This window comes from [Clostridium] saccharolyticum WM1 (assembly GCF_000144625.1).
Lineage (GTDB): Bacteria > Bacillota > Clostridia > Lachnospirales > Lachnospiraceae > Lacrimispora > Lacrimispora saccharolytica.
The window spans coordinates 1,884,634-1,906,437 of sequence record NC_014376.1 but is presented as its reverse complement, the minus strand read 5'-3'; the positions used below and the strand labels follow the sequence as shown (position 1 = coordinate 1,906,437).

The window sequence follows — 21,804 nt, the reverse complement described above, 5'->3', positions numbered from 1 at the left end:
CCTAATATTCCTCAAGTAATTCATATAAGTTTTCTTTTCCATTGGCAAAATAAATACCCTTACTCTCTGAAAATACGACCCTGGATACCGTATAAAGCAAATCAATCTCCGCCGGTTTCAACTCATAGGTGTGCAGTTTAAAAAAGCTTGGCTTCTGGCTTCTGGAATCATAGATCCGCAGAGAGCTTGTCATATCGTTGATTAATTCATCCACCTCCTGATGATATCCATGTTTAGAATCAATCAGTATGATCAGATCAACCATAACACGGTTAATTCTCATATATTCGTAAGCCTTCAATACATCTTTTACGATTCGTTCCTCTTCCATGGACCGTACCATTAAAAGCAGAATGGGATTATCGCCGGATACACCGAATTTCCATAAGAAGCTCTGATTCATAAAGTTGCGTCTTATATTTTCAGCCGGCCCCCGGTAAATACCGGCAGGATAGAAGATGGGGCTGATCAGATCCTGAAAAGCATTTAGCTGGGCTCTGTTGATCTCCAGATATTTTAACTCCAGGTTCGTCTGAAGCCTGAATTTTTCCAGAATATCATCAATCCGGTAACCTACATTCAATTCCCCTGCAATTTTTATAGCTTCCTCCTTGCTGCCGCACACTCCGGTAATGAATGAAACGCAGATGCTTTCACCGGCCCCTATAAAAAATTGTACCCGCAGGCTCATAATGGGATCATTGCAAAAGCCGGATTGGTTGAAAAAAGCAATGCTGTTGACCACGGCATCCGGGTTCTCCAGCGTATTATTTCTCCCGATAAACCGTTTCCTGTCATTTTCATATTCTATTTTTTTGCACAGCTTCGCTCCCGTTCTTGCCATATGCATCACATAAGGATTCTCCCCCTCCTTCCTTCTTCGCCTTTTTGCAAGAAAGATTTCATGCTCTTCCAGATACTCACTTTCCAGAAACAGCTTGTTAAACGCAGGATGGCTTATTTCTGCCAGATGGGTATCATCCACCACTTCCAGATAACTGGTCACTTCCAGCTGCTTTTCCTCATTCCCGTGATTGGTAAATGTGATCTTTCTTATTTCTAGGTTATGGTCCGCATCAGGGCTGACAATCATGTGTGACGAGATGTCTCCATCCCTTCGTTTAAATTCCGCCTGGTGGGGGCAGAAAATCACCTGATAATCCTCCGGCTCTGTTTTCGTCGGATGATAGGCAGCACTCCAGATTTTCCCTTGTTTCATTTCCTTAATATAGATATAATTACCTGTATTTGCATAAATATCCGAACGCCATCGGTAAAGCATCCGGTCCTCATATTTGCTGAAGCCGTCTCCGTCGGAGGTTATCATCAGGGAATACCTGCCATTTGACAGATAATTCACAACCGGAGGGTTTATTCCTCTCCTGTTTACATAACGGTTACTGTAAACGTCTTCTTTAAATAAAGGCTTTCCGATTTTTATGGTATATCCCTGCTTTGCAATGGAGATCAAATAGGACTGGCGTTTTTCTTCCAGCAGGACCTCTGCAGCCTTTATCATCATTTCCCCGTGAAACCTCTCCCGAAGAATGCCATCATTCAAATAGTTATTAATCGCTGCCAGATTCATCCCCTGATGATGGGCCATATAGGATTTGACAATGCAGTATGGCGTCAGATCCACAGAGTTGGGAACGTTAAAATCAACAGACTCATAAAAGCCATAAGTGCCGAAAGCACCTAATTCCTTCAGCCTCCTCAAATTTTTCATGCATTCTTCTTCTGCAATATCAAGCGCCAGCATCGTAGCATAAGGAGCAACCACCATGGAATTTTTCCGGACCGGCTGAAGTCTTATCTTCGGTACTCCGAAAGCCTTGTACTGGTAATTTGCATGTAAATCAAAACGGTAATACTGGGATTCCGATATTCCCCAGGGTATCTCTGCCTCTTTTGCATACTTCATATGCTGGAGCACCGCTGCCCTGGAGGTCTGGGCGTAGACCGAGCCTTCATATTCTTTAAATACCAGATTGGGCATCAGATATTCAAACATGGTTCCGCTCCAGGATACGAAGCATGGAATACCCTGAACAACGGTCAAAGGCCGTCCCAGCTTATACCAGTGCTTTAACGGCACTTCTCCCATGGCTATGGCAAGAAGACTGGTAAGAGCCGATTCCGATGCCATGAGGTCGTAACATCCGTCATCCAGCATGCGGGAGGATACATGATAACCAATATGAAACAGCATCCTTTTTTCATTAAATAAAAATCGGAAATCCGCATTTGCTAAAATACAGTCTATTTTATTGCTCAGCGCTTTGATCCGTTCTATCATGCTGTCCGCATACTGATTGCCTTCCGCAGCCAAACGGCCAAGAGAAGGATAGGATGAAAAACTCTCTTCCTTCAGTTTTAAGGCCGCAGCTTCGTTTGCAGTGCTGTCTATAAGGTTCTTCAAATGCCTGGTCCACAGGTAATCCGCCGGCGGCCAGGTATTTCTTCCTATTAAGTCTTCCCAGATATCCGCAAGGTCTTCTATCATTTCCCCTATTCTTAGATATCCGTTTCTTAGCCCGTTTCCTGCAGGGTTACCAGTTCTGAGTTTAATTTCTTCCTTGCTGTTCTTAACCGCAATTCTAAGTTCTGACAGAAAATTATCCGGATAGACCGGCTGATTGATCTGCTCTAAGAGACCGTTTTTTAAGGCAACCAGATGTCCCAGGAAATTACCGCTGTCTACGGTGGATATATAGGCCGGGTGAAGTACCTCCAAAGTTCCCGTATGATACCAGTTATAGAGTTGTCCCTCCCATTTGGGCAATTTCTGCACCGTTTCCATCAGATTTTCCACAGCTTCCAATGTGGAACTGAGGGTTTCAAACCCAAAATCCCTGGCTGATAAAATTGCCAGAAACTGAAGCCCGATATTGGTCGGTGATGTTTTATCGCTGACCTTTTCCACCATTGAAATCTGGTAATTATCCGGACAGAGCCAGTTATTTTCTTTTGTGGAAAGCTCCTTAAAAAACTGCCAGGTTCTTCTCGCAGTGTCCAGAAGCAGTTCACGGTCCAGCGCCTTATTCTTCCGATGATGCTTCTCATCCGGCTGGCTGATCCGGTATGCTATTTCAAAGGCAAAGCTCCAGACTGCAATGACCATTGCTGTCAAAAACATTCCAGCCGGGCTGAAATACCCTGTAAATAAAATTACCACAAGCACAAACGCCGGTAGAAGTGAACTCCACATGGTAAGAAAATATCCTCTTCTTGTATTGACAATGGAGGCGTCCACTGCTTCTGCCGTATTCCACCGAAGCAGATTTTTTTTGCTGATAAAAATCCGGTACAGAGTTCTGATGATTGCGTCTGATGCCACATAGCCACGGTAAGGAGTAATGGTAAACTCCAGGAATGCCCGGTAAAGCATGGCAGCAAGCTCCTTAGTAAAGCCTTTATAAACAAGAGCAAGTTTTGGTCTGATCAATTTCTGGATGATAACTGCAAGCAGAAGAATCACCAGAGAAAACATGTCTTGAAAGAAAACAAGGGGAAGCCAGAGATAAAATGCTTTTGGTATCCATGCCAGATTCAGCAGTACAACTAGAGTTTTACTCAGAGGAACCAGGCTTCTTCTTAAGTTGTCAAAGATTTTCCACCGTGACAATGCACATAAGCTATCTCCTTCCTGGTTCTTCTTCATAAACAACCAGGGCACCAGCTGCCAGTCTCCGCGAAGCCACCGGTGCTCCCTTTTGGTAAAGGATAAAACACTGTTGGGAAAGTTGTCCATGATCTTTACTGTGCTGGAGAAGGCAGTACGTGCATAGCAGCTCTCAAAAAGGTCATGGCTGAGAATCCTGTTTTCCGGTACCTTATTCTGAAGCACCTTACGAAAGGCCTCTATGTCATAGATGCCTTTCCCGGTATAGATTCCCTTGTTGAAAATATCCTGGTAAATATCTGATATAACCGTTCCATAATGGGCAAGGCCCGATTCCCCCCCGAATATCTTCGTAAACCTGCTGCCGTTTTTATCAACGATATGGTTTCTGACCGAGGGCTGAATGATGACATAGCCCTCTTTCACCATTTGTCCTGCAGGATCCAGAACCGGCCGATTTAAAGGATGATCAATCAGTCCCACCAGTTTTGCAGCATTGTCACGAAGGAGATTGGTATCTGCATCCAGTGTAATCACATAACGGAAGGTGGTAAGAAGATTCTCATCGCAATATACGGAGGAAAATGTGGTATTCTCTTTTCCTGCTCCTTTTAAAAGGTTATTAAACTCTTCCAGCTTTCCTCTCTTACGCTCCCAGCCCATATAGCAGTTCTCTGCCTCATTCCATTTCCGGCAGCGGAAAAACAGGGAAAAGCGCTGGGGCACCGCCGGATAGAGCGCATTGAATTCTTTCATACGTTCAAATAGGGCGCTTTCAATCTCCTGGTCCTTTGTCATGCATTGGTTCTGGGAATCCTCAAAATCAAGCAGTAAAGCAAAATAAAGGTTCTCCTGCCGGTTTGCCAGGTAATGCTTATGAAGGCGGTCCATATACCCCAGTCCCTGCTCCTTGGATGAGACAATTACCGGCATAACTACAAAGGTTCTTGCCTCTTCTGGTATTTCCTTCAGATAATTCAAGGATGGAATCTTCCGGACTTTGATTCTTCTGGTAAATATGAAATTCGTGATCTCTATGGAAATGCCCATTAATAACGGCATTGCTGCCAGAAGAAAAATGATATACCTTCCAGTCCTCTCCAGTCCTCCAAGAATTCGGGAACGATTGAGAAAGCAGGCGCTTAACCCCAAAGTGATCAGGCACAGAATAAGGAAATAAAGGATGCCGCATACGTTCCGCCTTTTCTTAATGCTTTGGGGGACCGGTTTTCCTAATGCCTTAGCTTTCAGAACCGGATAACCCTTTCCCAATAAATAGGATCCTACATGGTGGGAGCAAAGCAGGTCCTCTCTTCCCTGAACCGCCAGTTCCAGGCAGTCCTTTGCTATCTTTTCCTCCGTCAGCCGGTAACGGAGGGATAATTTAACAATAACTCCCCGGTACATACCCCTGGACTCCAAATCCATCTTTGTATATACGCCATCCGGATCCTGTGATAAAATCTGCTCCAGACAAGAATATTCCTCAAAGAATTTTTCCTCATCCACTTCATTAATATCCCTCAGGCTGACAATCAAGGTCCGGATATTTGTTTCAAGATATGATTCAATATTTCCTTCCTCCAGAAATATGCCGGAGGCCCTCACCTGTCTTTCCATGGAGGAAAAATGATATTCCAGGTAGCTTTGAATAAAGGCCTCATCAAAAGACATACTTTTCAGCAGATATATGACATGAGCATGAAAGGAATAGTTGAGCCTTAAGTTATCCTCCGTTTTACAAAGCAGAGCCGAGATATCAGCCGGTCCCTGCTTTTCTGCCAGCCGGTCCCTGACAAAGCTTTCTGCCTTTGATTTCACATCAATCATTCGAAGGATTTCTTCCGCAATTATTATGATTTCTTCTAGAAGGCAAAAGCCCAGCACTTCCGGCAAAACCCAGATTTCCTTATCCGTGAGGGAAACCTTCTGCTGATAAGCCTTCAGCATCAGATCAATGTTTTCCTCGCTTAAATGTCCGCCGGTAAGAGCCACCATCTTTTTTGCCACAACATAAATACGGGGAAAGTTGCGGTATTCCTTTCCTGTAAGGACCGGCAAAACAGCATAGCTGGTTCCGGAAGTGCGAACTCGTTTAATTTCCCGGTACAGCATCTGAAAATTGTCAAAGAGCCAGCGTGCTGCCGGAATCAGAGAAATGATATCGGTGGATACCGATGAGATGCGGTTTCTGATTCGATTCAGTTTTTTATAGGCAGCCTGATTATAATCATTAAGAACAAAACTATGCCCATCCAGCCTGACGTTACCATGCGCTTCTGCCAGATTAACCATCTGCTTCTCCCATTCACAGGGGCCCGGTTTATCTCCTTCTTCCAAAAAGCAGGACGGGAAGTGTACATCCTTATTAAAATGATAATGACGATAATACAGAATAAATAGCACGACACAGATAGAAACAGCCAGGATCAATAAAAGATACAATAAAAACGGGGAATTTATATAAAAATCAATTTTTTCCAACAAGCTCAGCAATGGAAGCTCCTCCTTATTTAAGAAATCCATCCAACATGACGGCATCCTTTTACAGATAGTTTGTCTGTTTTAATGTAAAAATCAGCACAATATTATATTGTAGCATTTTTTATGTTTTTTATTAATTTCTTAAGAGAATTATAAAATTTACACCAACTTTTATGCTGCGGGCGATCTGATAGTTACCTGGCTTTGAAAGACCTGGTTTTAACCGGCCTCTCAATGAGAAGTATTAAATGACGGATTCCCCAAAAAAAGTTGGTATTTTCTTCCTGGCAATGATGAGTTATAATTGCCTCAGTGAAACGGATAGGAGTTGGAGAACCCAAAAGCAAGTTTTGTTCCCTGCTGCATTTGGTATGCGGAAAATGTCAGGCTTTATAAAAATCACAATGCAGACAAAATATAACACGATAAGTCGGGAAAAAAACCTTTGAAGATCGTAAGATACAGGTACAGACAGGAGGTGTTGCACATGGAGTGGACGGAATGTATCAGTAAAGCAATCAGTTATATTGAGGACAATATCACCGAAGAACTGACTATGGAAGATATTGCAAAACAGGCAATGATATCACCGTTCTATTTTCAAAAGGGGTTTGCTTTGCTCTGCGGTTTTACGGTCGGAGATTATATAAAGAAACGCAGGCTTACGCTTGCCGGCAGCGAGCTTGTTTCCTCGGAAAGAAAAATCATTGATATTGCACTCAAATACGGCTATGAATCACCTGATAGCTTTACAAAAGCTTTTACCCGGTTTCATGGTGCAACTCCCTCCTCTGTACGAAAAGGCGAAACAATGATAAAATCTTTTGCTTCGTTGAAAATCAAACTCATATTAGAAGGAGGTTTTACTTTGGATTACAAAATTGTAAAAAAGGATGAGTTTACCATTATCGGTGTATCAAAGGTTTGCAAATATGAGGAAGCGGCTACGGAGATCCCGAAGTTTTGGGCGGATTACTATCAAACAGGAAAAAGTGATCTTGTTTGCAGTATGTACGGTGTGTCCATTGATGAAAACATGGGCAGTAATGAATTTGAATATCTGATCGCAGATAATTACAACCCCATTGAGGAAATTGCCGAGGGATTTATTACCAGGGTTATTCCGAAACACACCTGGGCTGTTTTTCCTTGCAAAGGGGCAGCTTCCCATTCTTTGCAGGATGTGCACAAGAAAATATTTTCAGAATGGTTGCCCGGCTGTAAGGACTATGAAATTGCAGCGGGTTACAATATTGAAATGTATAGTGACCCCGCCGGGTATACAAACGGTGTGCAGGACGAAAAATATTACTGCGAAATTTGGATTCCTGTCAAACAGAAATAAAAACTAATGACGGCCTACGATCGGAAAGGTGGTTCAATAACGTGTGCGGCAGATACTATATTGAAATTGAGGACGCTGAGCTGCGTTCTATTATCGCTGAAGTTGAGAGAAAAACAACAGTAAAAACAGGCGAGGTATACCCTACTAACCTTGCACCTGTGCTATCCCCGAATGGAACCATGACGGCAATGCGTTGGGGATTTCCCAGGTTTGACGGGAAAGGTGAGGTCATTAATGCCCGAAGCGAAACGGCAGCAGAAAAGAATATGTTTCGTCGGCCCATGTCGGAAGGACGCTGCCTGATACCGGCCAGCTGGTATTTTGAATGGGAAAAGCGCGGCTCCCAAAAGATCAAGTATGCACTGTCAACTCCGGATAACCGCCCGGTATGGATGGCTGGAATATCGAGAACAGACTTGCAAACGGGGGAATCTCTGTTCGTTATTCTGACACGCCCGGCTTGGTCTGGCATTTCATTTATTCATGACCGAATGCCGGTAATACTTCCAGAAAAAATTCATGACCAATGGCTTTATGGACATGATCCGATTGAAACAATGAGCCGGGGAATGAAAGAAGTTCGTTATAAGGCAGTATCAGAGACCAGAAAGTAAGGCCCAAGAAGGATTCTGCATCCTGTCCAAAAAGCACACCGAAGGATTCCTCTGTTTGGTATAACTTATCCGATATCTGCAATACTAATACCAAAAGCAAAAGCGAGGAATCCTATGAAAAATAAAGCACATGGCCTTACTGCAGGCCGCTTAACGATGATGGCTTTGGGAACCGTAATCGGCGGTTCCTTTTTTTTAGGCTCATCAGTTGCCATACAGGCTGCCGGCCCGGCAATTATTCTTACTTATCTGATTTGCGCTGTTATGGTTTATTTCATTCTGTTTGCGCTTTCGGAAATGACGGTATCTAACCCGGATTCCGCTTCTTTCCGAACATATGCATCTCAGTATATCAACAATGGCACAGGTTTTGTAGTGGGCTGGGTCTATTGGACCGGTATGGTCATTTCCATGTCAAGTGAGGCTACCGCAGTTTCCTTATTGTTTCGAACCTGGTTTCCCTCGGTATCGATTCCATTCCTTGGCACTTTCCTGATCGCCGGAGTAACACTGTTAAACCTATTGGGCGCAAAGCAGTTAAGCCATCTGGAAAGCATTCTGTCAGCAATTAAAATTATAGCTATTATTGGTTTTATTCTTTTAGGTTCTATGATTGTATTGGGTGTTTTACCTGGCTCCCGCCCCATAGGAAACAGTATATTGCGATCCGAGCCATTTCTCCCCGGCGGTTTCAAAAGCCTGGCAGGAAGCATGCTGATCGTTTTATTTACCTATGCAGGCTTTGAAATCATCGGATTGGCTGCCAGTGAAACAGAAAATAAACAAAAAAATATACCCCGCGCCATTCATCTGACGGTTTTCTGGCTGGTAACACTTTATATTCTGTGTATTTCAGTTCTTTTGCTGCTGGTCCCCAGCCAATCCTTAAGCGAAAACGTCAGCCCTATGGTTACGGCTTTAAACCGCTATCAAATGACCTGGGCCGGCACTGCTATGACGGTGATACTGATCAGCGCAATTTTGTCTACTATGGTAGCTGCCATGTTTGGAATCGGAAGAATGCTCCGTTCTCTAGTGGAGGACCGGCTTGGTCCTTCATTTTTAAAAGACAAAACCGATGTCCCCTACCGGGGAATCTTATTTTCCGGTTTCTCTATGATGCTGTTTCTGTATATCGGTTTGCTTTTTCCCGAAGTTTATCTGTTTTTAATCAGCTCCGGGGGATTTGCATTGCTTTTTACTTATATTGTGCTCATGTATACTCATATCCGTTTCCGGAAAAAGAACGGAAAGCCGGAAGGAAACTGCCGCCTGTGCGGTTTTCCGTACAGTTCTCTGTTTACCATGGCAGGATTGATCATTGCCATGTTCAGCATGCCGTTTTTAAAAGGACAGACCTTGGGATTCCTTGCAGGTATCGCTCTTGTTGCCTTTTTTTCGGTCTGCTATGGTATTGTAAAGGTAACAAGCAAACGAAAGATGCCCCAACCCAAGCAATATCCGGCAGGAACACCGGAGCATCGTCGTATTTTAACGGAATTTTCGGAAGAAATCTATGATCCAGACATGAAAAAAGATTAAGCATTCCTCAAAATATCATGTATTTTCTGGAACACTGAGCTTAAACGGTATATAGAATTTAGTTTGTAAATTACTACAGATGCCTGCTATCACAGGGAGAGGCATCTGTAGATGCTTATACGGCCATAGTAAGACTGTTCTGTGCTGCTCTTGTTATTATTTTTTTTGCTGTTCCTGAATCAGGCGGATATTGAACCGCTCTGTTTCATTCAGCATATTTTCTAAGAAATCTTCTGGAGCAATCGTTCCTTCATACCAGCTGCATTGATTAAAATATTTCTGTAATTCTTCATCAGTAAATAACCTGCCGTGTCTTGCATAAATCTCGTTCTTTGCAATCCTCAGCCGGCCGGCTGAAAGATTCCATAAATCCGGCTCCTGCAGCATACTATGGCTGCTGTTCGGAAATACAAATTCATATCCGTCATATTTAGCTGTGTCAGACTGAATCCGGAAAGTATCCCGGATCTGACTAATCTCCCTTAGCATATTATGGTATTCCTCGCTTATGGCACTGTCTTCCATATAAAATGTTACATCTGTAGGCCTTGACATCACGTATACATAAGAACCATCATATCCCCATACTTCATAATCCGGCAGATTAACATAGCTGCAATCAGTATACACCTGAAGATAGAATAAAACTCCATCCCCTATCAAATCATAAGATTTTTTCTGATGGAAACTGCACCCTCCTTCAAACTCTTTTCTGACTGTAAGGCCATTCCAGTCTTTTGGCAAATCCATTTTAATGCCTGGCGCCTGAGAAGCAGGTATCTCAAACGTCGGCTCCTGCTCCGCTTCAGACTCTTCTGTTTCCATTGATTCATCTTCTGCCTTCTCTGTTACACTTTCGTTTATTCGCGGTATGATTTTTTCGGCTTTCGTCTCATCATATATTTCCGTTTCATCTGCTCCCCAATGATGTGGTCCCAGGAACATAACGCTCCCAAGCAGCACTATGTAAAAGCCAAGTACGCCGGTCATAACCATCCGTAATACAAAACCAGTCTTATCTTTGAGAAAACCCGGAGATTCCACATAGGTACAGGTTCCATATTCCATTGCCTCCCTGACAGCAATATTTTCAGGGCTGTACGAAAGAAGATGACTGCAGATGTTTTTTGCTTTTTCAATTTCTCCTGTCTGTTCATAGACTTTCATCTCAATAGGCATAAGGGGGATGTGATGATAGGCATCTGGATAACGTTCACAATATACATTTATGTATGCCTCTACCTGTGCAAATTTCTGATCCATATAAGCCTTCTTGATTGTAGTTAGCAGGATCAGTGCCTCTCCCATTCTTTTTAATCCGGGATATTTTTTTACAAGCTGCTTCTGGTTCACAAATTCTGCTTCTAAATCTTGTTGTCTTTCCAGTCCCAGGAAGCATACCTGGCGTAGATTACTGTGAGCCAGCTGCATCTGTTTCTTTTCCTCAACGCCTTTCCATTCATGATCAGCCAGTTTTAACGCCTGAACATATCTTCCGGCCCTGGCAAGCCCAACGGCAGCATTATGTACTTGTTTTTTGCAGTAGGACTGATGCCAATATGAACCATATGCTGCCTCCATCAAAAAAGCTGCTGCTGCCGTAAGTGGCCGGTTCTCTCTTGTAAGTACCTCCATATGCTTTTTGGCCCAATAAGCTTCAAACGCACCTCCTAAGCTCACAATCGACAGAGTTAACATAAAAACAAGTCCTATGTGGTCTTTGGAATTCAGAAAGAACCACTGATATAAATATTCCTGGAAAATGTAAAGACCTGATCCACAGGCAAATAACAGTATCAGACATCGGTTCCAATATCGTCTCCTGTCTTGAATGAAGAACCATCGCTTCCCTGCTTCAAATGCTGCCTGATTCTCTGCGCCATCCATAAATTCCAGCAGTCTTTCTTTTGCATAGTTTCTCTTTGTTCCATTATTCTTAAAAAGCAGGAAAAGACCAAGTATCCCAAATATTCCAGCGGCATACAGGAAAAGGTATGCCCGGATATTTATCATCTCACCTTTATCATATTGAATCGAAGACAGCCCCACAGAACTAAGCATTTCCCATTGCCAATTTTCTGTATTATCTAGACCAAACAGCAAAAGATGGACTGGTGTACTGTCTGATACTTTATCTCTGATAGTTCCCTTTATTGTCAGCCTCGTCTGCTGCTCTTCCAGTCCTTCGGAATAACCGATCTCGACATGAACGCCTTTTTCCGCAGCAAAAACCTCAACATTCTTGCCGTTTGCCCCAACGTTGATTACAAAATTCTGCTCTGATGGCATCATTTCCATTTCTAAAAAATGCAGCCTCTTTCCTTCTCTGAGAGAAACCCACAGTATCAAGCAACCGAACAAGATACCCAGCCCTTTATACAAGTACCGCATTTTGCTTAACTTTATCCCGCATTTTTTATTCATTCGTTCACTCCTGCAAAATACAAATAGAATCAATTAATTATATCATAGAAATGATGTTCCTACTACGGTTTACCAATCTCTATCAATGAACGTGCCCGGAGCAGTGCAAGACCGCTGACGAATATCACCATGCCGGACGCAATCAACAGCCACTCAATTCGCACTACATCACCCAAGGGTCCGAACACAACCATTCCCAGGGGCATTGCCAATCCACTGAACATCATCAACACGCTGAATACGCGTCCCATTTTATCCGGCTCGACGTTGCTCTGGAGCAACGTCATACTCGGCGTGTTGAACAACGGCATTGTAACGCCGCAGATGAGCATTACGCCCAAATATACCCAAAAATCCGGCACTACCCCCAGCAGAAAACCTGTCAAGCCGAATAGAGCACAAGCCATAACAATCGTGTGCGCCTTATTTTTGAATCCGCCCCACACAGAAATCAATATGCCGCCAACAATCGCACCGATGGAAAATACAATTTCAATCGCGGTCAGCCGCCAAACATCATCGCCGAATGTGCGGGCTGTCTGAAGTGGAGTAAGCAAAGCGGTGGGCGACGCGAAAAAGCTGAAGAACGCACTGTAAATGATAATAAGTCTCAGCCACGCTTTGGAGTTGATATACTGCACCCCCTCGCGCAGTTCGTGAAAATATGCCTTTACCCCATGTTTTACTACCTCTGTGTGCAAAACGCCGGACACCTTAACAAATATGAAAACGATGCTGATGCCTATCGCCGCAGTCGCCACATCAATGAAGAAAATATACTCAATCGGTAAAAAAGACAACAATGCTCCTCCCGCCATCGGTGCGGCAAACATATTCAGTGACTGGATTGAGCTTTGTATGCCGTTGAATCGTTGCAAACTCTCCGTCGGTACGATTTGCGGTATCATTGCGGATACGGCGGGCTGCTGCACACCTTGCCCAAACGACCGTGCAACTACAACGATGAACATAAGCCAGATATTTTTATAGCCGGAGATGTACGCGGCCGCCAAGCCGAGCGTGATCAGCGCAATACACGCATCGGATATTACGATAAGATATTTGCGATTGTACCTATCTGCCCATACTCCTGCAAACGGCGATATCAGCGTCATTGGCAATAACGCGGCACAGGTGAACAGCGTCATAATTACACCCGATTTGGTTTCGAGCGTGATTTGCCAAGTTATGGCGTGTTGCACGAGCATCGAGCCGAACATTGACACGAACTGCCCAATGATATATAACGTTGCATTGCGTTTCCAGTTAGTCATTTCAGTACCTCATTTCTTCTGTCAGTCTTGTAATCCATTTATAAGCCGCCAAACCGCTCAACCGCCTGTGAAACAGTTTTACCTGACCTTAGTATGTTGCTTACATTTTTCTCTTATTTTCTTCCATCACTTTCCCCCGATTTTCTTAGTCTTATGCAATTCATCCCACAAAGAGCCGGTTTCTATTCATACCCTATATTTAACCAGGTATCTTCCAACATGTCCCTCAAAATACCATAATCCAAGGTAGGTAATTCATTACATTTGGAACATACCAGCGTTTCATGCTCCAGTAAAACCATTAACGATTTGAAATTTTATCCCTAACTCCAATCCAAAGAATTATTCCTACAATGGCTGTAATAACTTCTGAAATCGTCATTGCCCAAATCACCCCATTTACTGCAAACATTATATTTCCTAATATCAAAATAGGAATGAATATGATTCCTCGGAGTATTGACATTACGGTAGCTTGAATACCTGTACCAAATGCCTGGAAGATGCCTGTAAATATTCCTGATAATGCTGCAAAGACAGTGGAACAAAGCTGCGCTAACAGGATTCTTTGTCCTATTTGAATTACCTTAGGATCAATGCTGAAGATTCCAATGACCTGTGCTTTCAGTATAAAAAGAATCGCAGATAAGGTCAATATAATACCGAGCATATATGAAATTGTTTTTTTGATAATTTCCAATAATCTCTTATTATTTTGTGCAGAAAACGCATATGCGATTAATGGAACCGACCCCATAGCAAAGCTCATACTGATAAAATCAACAATCTGAATAATTCTTTGAGAAATGCCGAATCCAGCAACAACATTGTCTCCATAGATCATGGAATAATTGTTGAATAGCAAACTGGTAATAACCATAAACCCATCCAGCAAGAAGGCTGAAATCCCAACTTTGAAAATATTAGCATAGATCTCCCTGCATGGCTCAAAATGTTTCAAGGATACACTCTGAACTCTGCTCTTATTTTGAAGAACATAGATATACCACACAACAGAAACCAGATTACCAAGTACAGTAGCAAGTGCTGAACCCATTACATTCATATGGATTACTAAAATGAATAGTGGATCCAGTATGATGTTAACAATTACACCTGATATCATACCAACCATGGAAGCTGTAGCTGCCCCCTCTGCTCTTACTGTTTCTTCCAGGGAAATACTGGCAATAACAAGCGGTGACCCAATCGTAAATATTAAAATATAGTGCTTGGTGTATAAGAACGTTTCGCCATTGGCTCCCAAAAGTCCTAAAATTGATGATAATAGCGGATAGCAGACCGCCATAAATATGATACCCATAAGCATCGATGACCAAAAATTGACTGAACTGACTTGTTTTGCCCTGTCAACTTTCTGTTCTCCTAAAAGTCTTGATATAAATGTACCTGAACCCACTCCAAACAAATGACCAAATGCCATCAGCAAAGACGAAAATGGTAAAGCAAGTGTTACTGCTGCCATCATTGCTGTGTTATTTAATTTACCAATGAAATAAGCATCCGTGATGTTATATATAAGCGTGGAAATAAAACTTAACATCATTGGAACTACCATGTGCATAATCGCTTTTGAAACCGGTGCTTTTTCTAAATAATAAAGTTCTTTTTGATCTAAGTTTACCAAATTAAAAACTCCTTTCCTATTTGTTGCTACAAATTTTACCGTAAGTTTAGGCGCAAAAAAATAAAGGCGCAGACTATTATACTTCTGCGCAGCGCCTCTATCCTTAACTGCAATAACTAATTATTATTTAAATGCCCTGTTTATTTCTAACCACAATCTTATTCAAAGTCCCTATTCATACCATGACCCGTATGAAATCTTGCCGGACCCGGACCGTCAGGATTATAAAAACCTCCTGGAAAATTACGTCTTCCACTTGGTAAACGAGGATCAAAATCCGGTTCTGGCTGTTCATCAACAATCTGTGACTCTAATGTATGAATCATACGGTCTAAATAATTGCTCAGGTTTAGTTGCTCCTCGTCATTCAAACAATCGAATACATGATCAAAGCTAAACTCCTGATGAGATGATTCCGTTGCCTCATCTCCTTCTTTTGTCAGTTTAATATTCATAGACCGACGATCGGTTTCTGATGGAGTCCGGCTGATATATCCTTTCTTTTCAAGCTTAGCCAGAAGTTCACCAAGTGATTGAGGTCTCATTTCTAATAAATACGACAGTTCTTTTTGGCTGATTTCCGGTTTCATTTTAAGGATACTCAAAATTCTTCCCTGGCCTTTGCGAGGATCTCCCATAGGGCCAAAATTAGCATGGTTTTGCAGATGATACTTATGAAGTAACCACTCAATACGTGTTAATTGCATAATTAGGTCAAATTTCTTTTCTTGCATAAATATTCCTCCATTATCAACAGTAATTAAAAAGGTACCTTACATTCCGCAATTATACAGGTACCTTATCTATTTGTCAATCTTTTTTTTCAGGCACCTTACTATTTTTCAATTTCCTTTCCTTATATAATCTTATTAGGGTATTTTATGGGGAATTCCACCCCAAAACGTATTGAATGCCAATGAGACACTCACCAGTTGATTATACTCTATTTATTTGTCAGGCATAAGGTTGGAATGTTTATTTTATCCAAAATAATAACAGAGGAATCAAGGTTGTTAACCCGTTTCCTCTGCATAATCTTTCTATCGTCTAAAAAGTTTACCATTTGACAAAACGTTACCGGGACAGCAGTTCGTTACTATATAAAGAAATTTATTAAATTTTTGTCATTACCATGTTCATATTTTTAATAGTTTCTTCTAATGACTCCATAAGAACCTTTGCCTTTTCAAATTCATTTGCTCGAAGCAGTTGTTGAATTCTGGTTTCTGTCTCTTTTTTCTTTTGCTCCAGCAGCAGGTAATCTTTGTCGAAATGATTGGCATAAATCATCTGGCGGAATTTTCGGATGCTCATTCTGCGCACAGTATTATTTTCTACCAAAAGCACATAGTCCATGGAATTGGCCACCGTATAATAATCATGGGACACCATAAGAATTGCGCCTTTGTACTCGGAGATCGCCTGTTCTAATGCAATCTGCGCATAAACATCCAAATGCCCTGTTGGTTCATCCAGAAGAAGGAGGTTGGCCTTTTCTAATGAGAGCACTGCTAATTGAAATAAATCTTTTTCTCCACCAGATAATTCACTTACCTTTTGGCCAAGCGTATCTCCTTCAAAACCATATTTTTTCAAATAGTCCTTTATATTTTTTATTGTATCAAAACCTTTATCTTCAAAAATTTCAAGCAACGTTTTTGCATCGTCAAATAATGAGCCCGTAATCTGGGAAAACATGCGAACCTTTGCATCCTTACTAATCCGGATCGTGTCTTTTATATTTTCAAAGATTTCACTTAGCATTGTTGTTTTTCCAGTTCCATTATTTCCCACAATTGCGACATGATCTGCAGGTTTCATTACAAAATCCACATGTTCTAAAAGCTGCTCATCAAATGCAACGCTGTAATCCGTCAATTCCAGAATGTATTCATCTGCCACTGTATTTTCCAGTCCAAAATATATTTCAGGCTGCTTGATATCCACAAAAGGCGCCTTTGTTTTTCTTGCTTTCAGCCGATCCACCAAGGTCTGTCTTGCATGTACGGCTCTTCCAAGGGATGCGTTGTCCATTTCCGACGCTCTCGCTCTGGATTTTTCTAAGATTTTACTCTGACGGTCAATCTCTGCCTGGTCTTCAGCTGCCGCTTCTTCTAAATCAATCTTCGTAGCGAGAAGTTCATAATTATATTCTGAATAAGTCCCGTCAAATTCCTGAACATCCATATTTTCCATGTGAAGTATCTTGTTAAAGCAATGGTTTAACAAGTACCGGTTATGCGTGATCATAAGCAGCGTTCCCTTGTGAGCGTTGATCAGATTCCTTAACGCATTCAGATGTTTAAAATCCAAAAACACATCCGGTTCGTCCATAATAAGAAATCTTGGACTCAGCATCATCTCTCTGATTACCTGTATCAGTTTAAATTCTCCACCACTCAGACTGCTGATCTTCTGTTCTTCTAATTTTTGTAAATTAGCCAGTTTTAATTGCTTTTTTATATTGATTTCATAAGACTCCCCATCAATCGCATTCCACTCATCTAATTCTTTTTGATATCCCTCAAAGACCTTTTCCAGATCTTCAGCGGTCTCCATTTCTTTACAAAAATCTAAAATTTTCTGCTCATGCTTTACAAACTCATTGCTGATATACTGAAACACAGTCATATCTTCATTTGGATCTAATTGAGAAAATTGACTGACATATCCGATTCTGTCTGTGTTGTCAATTATTATTTTTCCATCGTATAGATACTCTCCGGAATGCATCAGCAAATCGAGTAATGTACTTTTTCCTGTACCGTTAGTACCAATCAATGCACAATGCACGTCATCTTCTATTGTAAATGAAACTTTTTTATATAAATCCTTTTGCGGATACGAGTAGGACAAGTTCTGAACCTTAATCATAATTATCTCCTTGGCATTTATTTTCAGCATAATTTGACACAAGCTTTACGATGCGGTGCAATCTACGTTAAATATTTTTAGTACTAAAAGTATATAATTTGTAAATTGTACATCAAAAAACAATATAAAACAAGGCACAGATTATTATTCCTGCCCCTTGTTTTATAATATAGGTTCAAAAAACAATTTGTAATTAACTTATAATATTATTTTCGACTCAATTCAACTACTGTTTCCACGTTCCTGTGAACAACCAGCCAACAATACCATTGAACGTCTGAACCGGGAAATTAAACGCAGAACCCGGGCTATTGGTGCTTTCCCTGATGGGCAAAGTGCTTTAATTATGCGAAACCTCCTCTGTTTTGGAGCAGAAATAAAGAGCCTCTTAAGCTCAAAAAATGTATTGAAAAAGACACCCATCATTGCGACAGGCGCCTATGTAATCCTTCTTTAACTATGATTAGATATACTATTTTTGCTTTACGATAAGGTCATAGCTTTCCGCAATCATCCGCTTTATCTCTTCATCCGGAATCGTCCCGTCCAGAATGACAGTGTTCCAATGGTCTTTATTTTGATGGTATCCCGGTAAAATGGACGGGTAAGCATTCCTCCAGAAATCCCGCCACTGCGGATCCACCTTCACATTTACCCTCATCGTTCCATCTTTCTCATAAGTCCATGCAAACGCCTTTTTGTTCTTCCTGAAACGGAGAAGCACCCAGTTGTCATCATGGAAAGGCGCATCCATGTATGCACCCGGTAAAGCCATGCCGTAATCTAAAACTTCCTTTCGCTCAGTCATGTACGCCACCTCCCGGATAACAGAATTTACTTAATTTATCTGCGGATACGGATGAGTTTTAACACATCGCTATATACTGCCCCGCGAGTCTTTAAATCAATCATCAGCCACCTTTGCCCGTTTCCTTCTTTTGTTTCAGCATAAATTTTCTGAATCTCGGCGGACATTTGCGGCAGCAGATTTTCCACCTGTTCCTTTTCTTTATTGCCAACAACCACCAGCACAGTAAAACCGTGTTTTTTTGGGTAAACCGTGCATAATGATTTCCCTGCTTTTTTGAATTTTATGTTCCAGCCCCGCAGCCAGACATCTTTGCTGTATTCTGTCTTGCAAAGAGCCTTGTATTCTTTCTCTAAATGCTGGCATAACTCAGCAAACAATGGATTGTTTGCTGAACTTCTTCGGGGCTTCGAGTCTCTTTGCTCTGCTCGTTTCTTTGTTAGATTCCACCTCTGCCAATACAGTGGCTTTCTTCATTTCTGCCTCTCTTAATAATCGATTGACCTTAGTTTCTTTACCTGCCATTGCATCTATGAATGCCTCAACATAGAATCCCGTATTTTCAGACAGTTCTTTTACTGCTTTTTTTGCAACTGGAATCCCTTTTGTGGAAAGTAACTGTAGAATTTATCTGCTCCTCTGTGTAATCCATAATCTATAAGGAGATCATAAATATCATCTATCACTAACTTGACTAAAGGATGGATATCCATTGACCTTGATTGTTTTATCAATTCATCAATGTCAACTTCCATTAAGTCTACGGGACCGTCCAGTCCATTATTCCCATCAGTGAATTGCATAGCCTTTCAAGTTCCGTCCTTATTTACCTTTGTATTCATGTGGTTTTTCTTTCGAACCACCTTAAATATTCCATCTTCAAATTCTTTATCATCCATCAAATCACCCCATTCAACTCTAGTTTCACGCTGACTTTGTCAGCCTCCTTCTGCTACCAGTATAGCAGGAAACGGCTACTCAATCAACGCAAGTTTGCCGGAGTCTATGCCGACCAGGGAATCTCCGGCTACTGCGAGAGCCGTCCACAGTTCCAGAAAATACTGGGAAAGGCAAGGGCAGGGGAAATCGAATTAATCATAACAAAGTCAATATCAAGATTTGCGAGAAATACCGTCACCGTTCTGAAAGTTGCAAGAGAGCTGAAAGAACTGGGTGTCGGTATTTTTTTTGAAGAACAGAATATCAACACCCTTTCAGGGGACGGTGAGATGATGCTTGCTTATAATTTCCCCATATGGTTTCAAGATACATACTGTACTTTTTTCTTTTAATACATCAATTCCTACACTTATCATCTGTAACCACCAAAACGAATTTGCAATTGTTCCCTTCCACACTTATTACAATTCATTTTAGTTCGTTACACGAAAGCACCTTACGGGTTTCAACCTGCTTAACCGAATGATTATAATAAGGGGTGGTTGACGGTTTTTGTGACGGATGTGGTTAATCCAAAAAACAGCTCGCCAGACCAATTACTCTCTTATTATAAAAAATAAGTGTAAATGTTTAAGTACTAATGGTATGCTTTAACAATTACACATTTATGGTACTAAAAAGAGCCGGTTAAGGCTCAAGATATAAGAAAAGACACCCGCCGCTTTTGGACAGATGCCTATGTATAAGTAACTATTCTATTTGTGATTATGCTCACTGTAAAACTGGAAACTATATTTCTGTTTTCAGTAGTGAATACATCTTCATGTCGATCACTTCGCCGTTCTTTACAGCGTTACTTCTTAATGTACCTTCGTATTGAAAGCCTGCTTTTTCAAGCACACGGCAAGATGCGACATTGTATGCGAACGGTTCTGCATAGATACGGATAATATCGCTCTTGTCAAAAACATACCCGCAAATTTGTTTTACGGCTTCTGTCATAATTCCTTTGCCCCAATATTCTTCTGCGATGTAATATCCCAACTCGGCAACCTGCCTGTGTATGTTCCCCTGGCGAAAAATCCCGATACTGCCAATCACTTTACCATCTACTGTAATAGCAAAAGCAAAAGTTTCATTTTCATCTGTGGAAAGCATCGCAGAGATATAATCCGTTCCGTCCTGCTCGGTGTAAGGGTATGGCAATCCGTCCCGAAGATTATCTTGTACTTTTTTATTGGAAAGAGCCGCCGCTAAATCCATTGCATCCGACAACTCCCATTTTCTTATTTTGCAGATCATTCTCTTTTCTCCACATCCCCGATAAATTTTCTTCATTCTCATACACTTGTTATATCAATCTCAATGGGATTTCCCCATATGTCCTCACCTCTAATCAAAAGTATGCCGTTAATAAAAGCAAACTTCTGATATTCGTTAGTATATCTTGCGTAATAATCTCGTTCAAATTGCGCGTCTCCGATTATATCAATAAATGAATTATTAGTTTCTATTCTCGGAACCACCTTCAAAATACTGTTGTACTTGGTTTCTCCTCTGGAAGAAACTAAAATTCTCGCTTCATGCATATAGTCGTTTCCCGCTTTAGAATGCATATAATTGCTAATGGCAAGTTTCGAATCAGCAAACTGTTCAAAATCAACCCTTTTTTCCATAATACCCCTCCTCGTATTATAACTTGCTTCTCTATGTTCAACTTCCCGATAAATGAGAATTCATCTAAATACTTTTCTCACTAAATCTTTTATTTCAGCCGGACAACACATCTATAGTTATCCCGAATTTTCCTTTTTCAAAGAAATCGTACATATTCAGTGTTTCCTTCAAATCAGGTATTCTATAGCAAGTGCAATTAGTGATAAACAACGATTAAAAAGATAATCGTAATAACGGACATCTGTAATATCAATCTTATTAGTTTCATGATGGCGTATGCGATATTTATTTCCAATGTCCGTCAACATCTTAAATTCATCATTAAACAAATTAACAAAGTCATCATTTCCGTTTGCTATATCATTCACTATTTTTTCTGATGAATGTTTCTTATCCAATGTTGTATAGTAAGTTTTAAGACGTTCAAACGCATCCCATATCATTTCCACTGAATCTTGTCGTGCTGAAGGATTTGGTGTCTTATATAATGCAACAGCATCTTTCAACAACTCTCTTGTGCCTACCTCATGTACTGCTGCAAAACATATTTTTACTCTAAACTGTCATCATGATTTTACAGATAGTGACT

At 41.2% G+C, this 21,804-nt stretch carries 14 protein-coding genes and 2 pseudogenes; 5 read left to right on the top strand and 11 right to left on the bottom strand.

All coding sequences use genetic code 11. The annotated features are described in order from the left end of the window. Nucleotide 1: 1 nt before the first annotated feature. Nucleotides 2–6,121 carry a glucoamylase family protein gene (locus tag CLOSA_RS08985; protein ID WP_166431300.1) on the bottom strand — a complete coding sequence of 2,040 codons (6,120 nt, stop codon included), beginning with the start codon at nucleotides 6,119–6,121 and terminating at the stop codon, nucleotides 2–4. A gap of 475 nt (nucleotides 6,122–6,596) precedes the next feature. Between CLOSA_RS08985 and CLOSA_RS08975 the strand changes: the two genes are divergently transcribed. From CLOSA_RS08975 to CLOSA_RS08965, 3 genes are all read left to right on the top strand, one after another. Next, complete coding sequence (locus CLOSA_RS08975) at nucleotides 6,597–7,454, top strand: AraC family transcriptional regulator (protein ID WP_013272450.1); 858 nt, start codon at nucleotides 6,597–6,599, stop codon at nucleotides 7,452–7,454. A gap of 41 nt (nucleotides 7,455–7,495) precedes the next feature. After that, nucleotides 7,496–8,068: an SOS response-associated peptidase gene (locus CLOSA_RS08970; protein WP_013272449.1), complete on the top strand. Its 573-nt coding sequence runs from the start codon at nucleotides 7,496–7,498 to the stop codon at nucleotides 8,066–8,068. Nucleotides 8,069–8,182: 114 nt separating this feature from the next. Next, a complete protein-coding gene (locus CLOSA_RS08965) occupies nucleotides 8,183–9,610 on the top strand; it encodes an amino acid permease (protein WP_013272448.1) in 1,428 nt (475 codons plus the stop codon). 156 nt (nucleotides 9,611–9,766) lie between these two features. On the opposite strand, the gene CLOSA_RS23175 is transcribed toward CLOSA_RS08965, so the two are convergent. From CLOSA_RS23175 to CLOSA_RS08940, 5 genes are all read right to left on the bottom strand, one after another. Next, on the bottom strand, nucleotides 9,767–12,034 hold the full coding sequence (locus CLOSA_RS23175) for a YARHG domain-containing protein (RefSeq protein ID WP_013272447.1): 2,268 nt from the start codon (nucleotides 12,032–12,034) through the stop codon (nucleotides 9,767–9,769). Between the two features lie 62 nt (nucleotides 12,035–12,096). Next, nucleotides 12,097–13,308, bottom strand: a complete 1,212-nt coding sequence (locus CLOSA_RS08955; protein ID WP_013272446.1) for an MFS transporter — start codon at nucleotides 13,306–13,308, stop codon at nucleotides 12,097–12,099. Nucleotides 13,309–13,609: 301 nt separating this feature from the next. Further along, nucleotides 13,610–14,956, bottom strand: coding sequence for an MATE family efflux transporter (locus tag CLOSA_RS08950; RefSeq protein ID WP_013272444.1), 1,347 nt, complete (start codon nucleotides 14,954–14,956; stop codon nucleotides 13,610–13,612). Nucleotides 14,957–15,114: 158 nt separating this feature from the next. Further along, complete coding sequence (locus CLOSA_RS08945) at nucleotides 15,115–15,690, bottom strand: MarR family winged helix-turn-helix transcriptional regulator (protein WP_013272443.1); 576 nt, start codon at nucleotides 15,688–15,690, stop codon at nucleotides 15,115–15,117. Between the two features lie 379 nt (nucleotides 15,691–16,069). Beyond that, a complete protein-coding gene (locus CLOSA_RS08940; RefSeq protein ID WP_013272442.1) occupies nucleotides 16,070–17,830 on the bottom strand; it encodes an ATP-binding cassette domain-containing protein in 1,761 nt (586 codons plus the stop codon). A gap of 259 nt (nucleotides 17,831–18,089) precedes the next feature. Here CLOSA_RS08940 and CLOSA_RS23675 point away from each other — a divergent pair. Next, nucleotides 18,090–18,179: pseudogene (locus CLOSA_RS23675) on the top strand (transposase); the annotation flags it as partial. 123 nt (nucleotides 18,180–18,302) lie between these two features. Here the strand turns inward: CLOSA_RS23675 and CLOSA_RS08935 are convergent. Next, nucleotides 18,303–18,638, bottom strand: coding sequence for an MmcQ/YjbR family DNA-binding protein (locus tag CLOSA_RS08935; protein ID WP_013272441.1), 336 nt, complete (start codon nucleotides 18,636–18,638; stop codon nucleotides 18,303–18,305). 35 nt (nucleotides 18,639–18,673) lie between these two features. Beyond that, nucleotides 18,674–19,018: a DUF3788 domain-containing protein gene (locus tag CLOSA_RS08930; RefSeq protein ID WP_049791650.1), complete on the bottom strand. Its 345-nt coding sequence runs from the start codon at nucleotides 19,016–19,018 to the stop codon at nucleotides 18,674–18,676. A gap of 462 nt (nucleotides 19,019–19,480) precedes the next feature. Here CLOSA_RS08930 and CLOSA_RS23570 point away from each other — a divergent pair. Next, nucleotides 19,481–19,816, top strand: a pseudogene (locus tag CLOSA_RS23570) (recombinase family protein); the annotation flags it as partial. A 511-nt stretch (nucleotides 19,817–20,327) separates the two neighbouring features. Here CLOSA_RS23570 and CLOSA_RS08915 read toward each other — a convergent pair. The 3 genes from CLOSA_RS08915 to CLOSA_RS23055 form a co-directional block, all read right to left on the bottom strand. Then, nucleotides 20,328–20,840: a GNAT family N-acetyltransferase gene (locus CLOSA_RS08915; protein ID WP_013272440.1), complete on the bottom strand. Its 513-nt coding sequence runs from the start codon at nucleotides 20,838–20,840 to the stop codon at nucleotides 20,328–20,330. A 38-nt stretch (nucleotides 20,841–20,878) separates the two neighbouring features. Next, nucleotides 20,879–21,214 (bottom strand): hypothetical protein, encoded by a 336-nt coding sequence (locus CLOSA_RS08910; RefSeq protein ID WP_013272439.1) that lies wholly within the window; start codon nucleotides 21,212–21,214, stop codon nucleotides 20,879–20,881. Nucleotides 21,215–21,382: 168 nt separating this feature from the next. After that, nucleotides 21,383–21,721 carry a hypothetical protein gene (locus CLOSA_RS23055; protein WP_204593049.1) on the bottom strand — a complete coding sequence of 113 codons (339 nt, stop codon included), beginning with the start codon at nucleotides 21,719–21,721 and terminating at the stop codon, nucleotides 21,383–21,385. Nucleotides 21,722–21,804 lie beyond the last annotated feature (83 nt).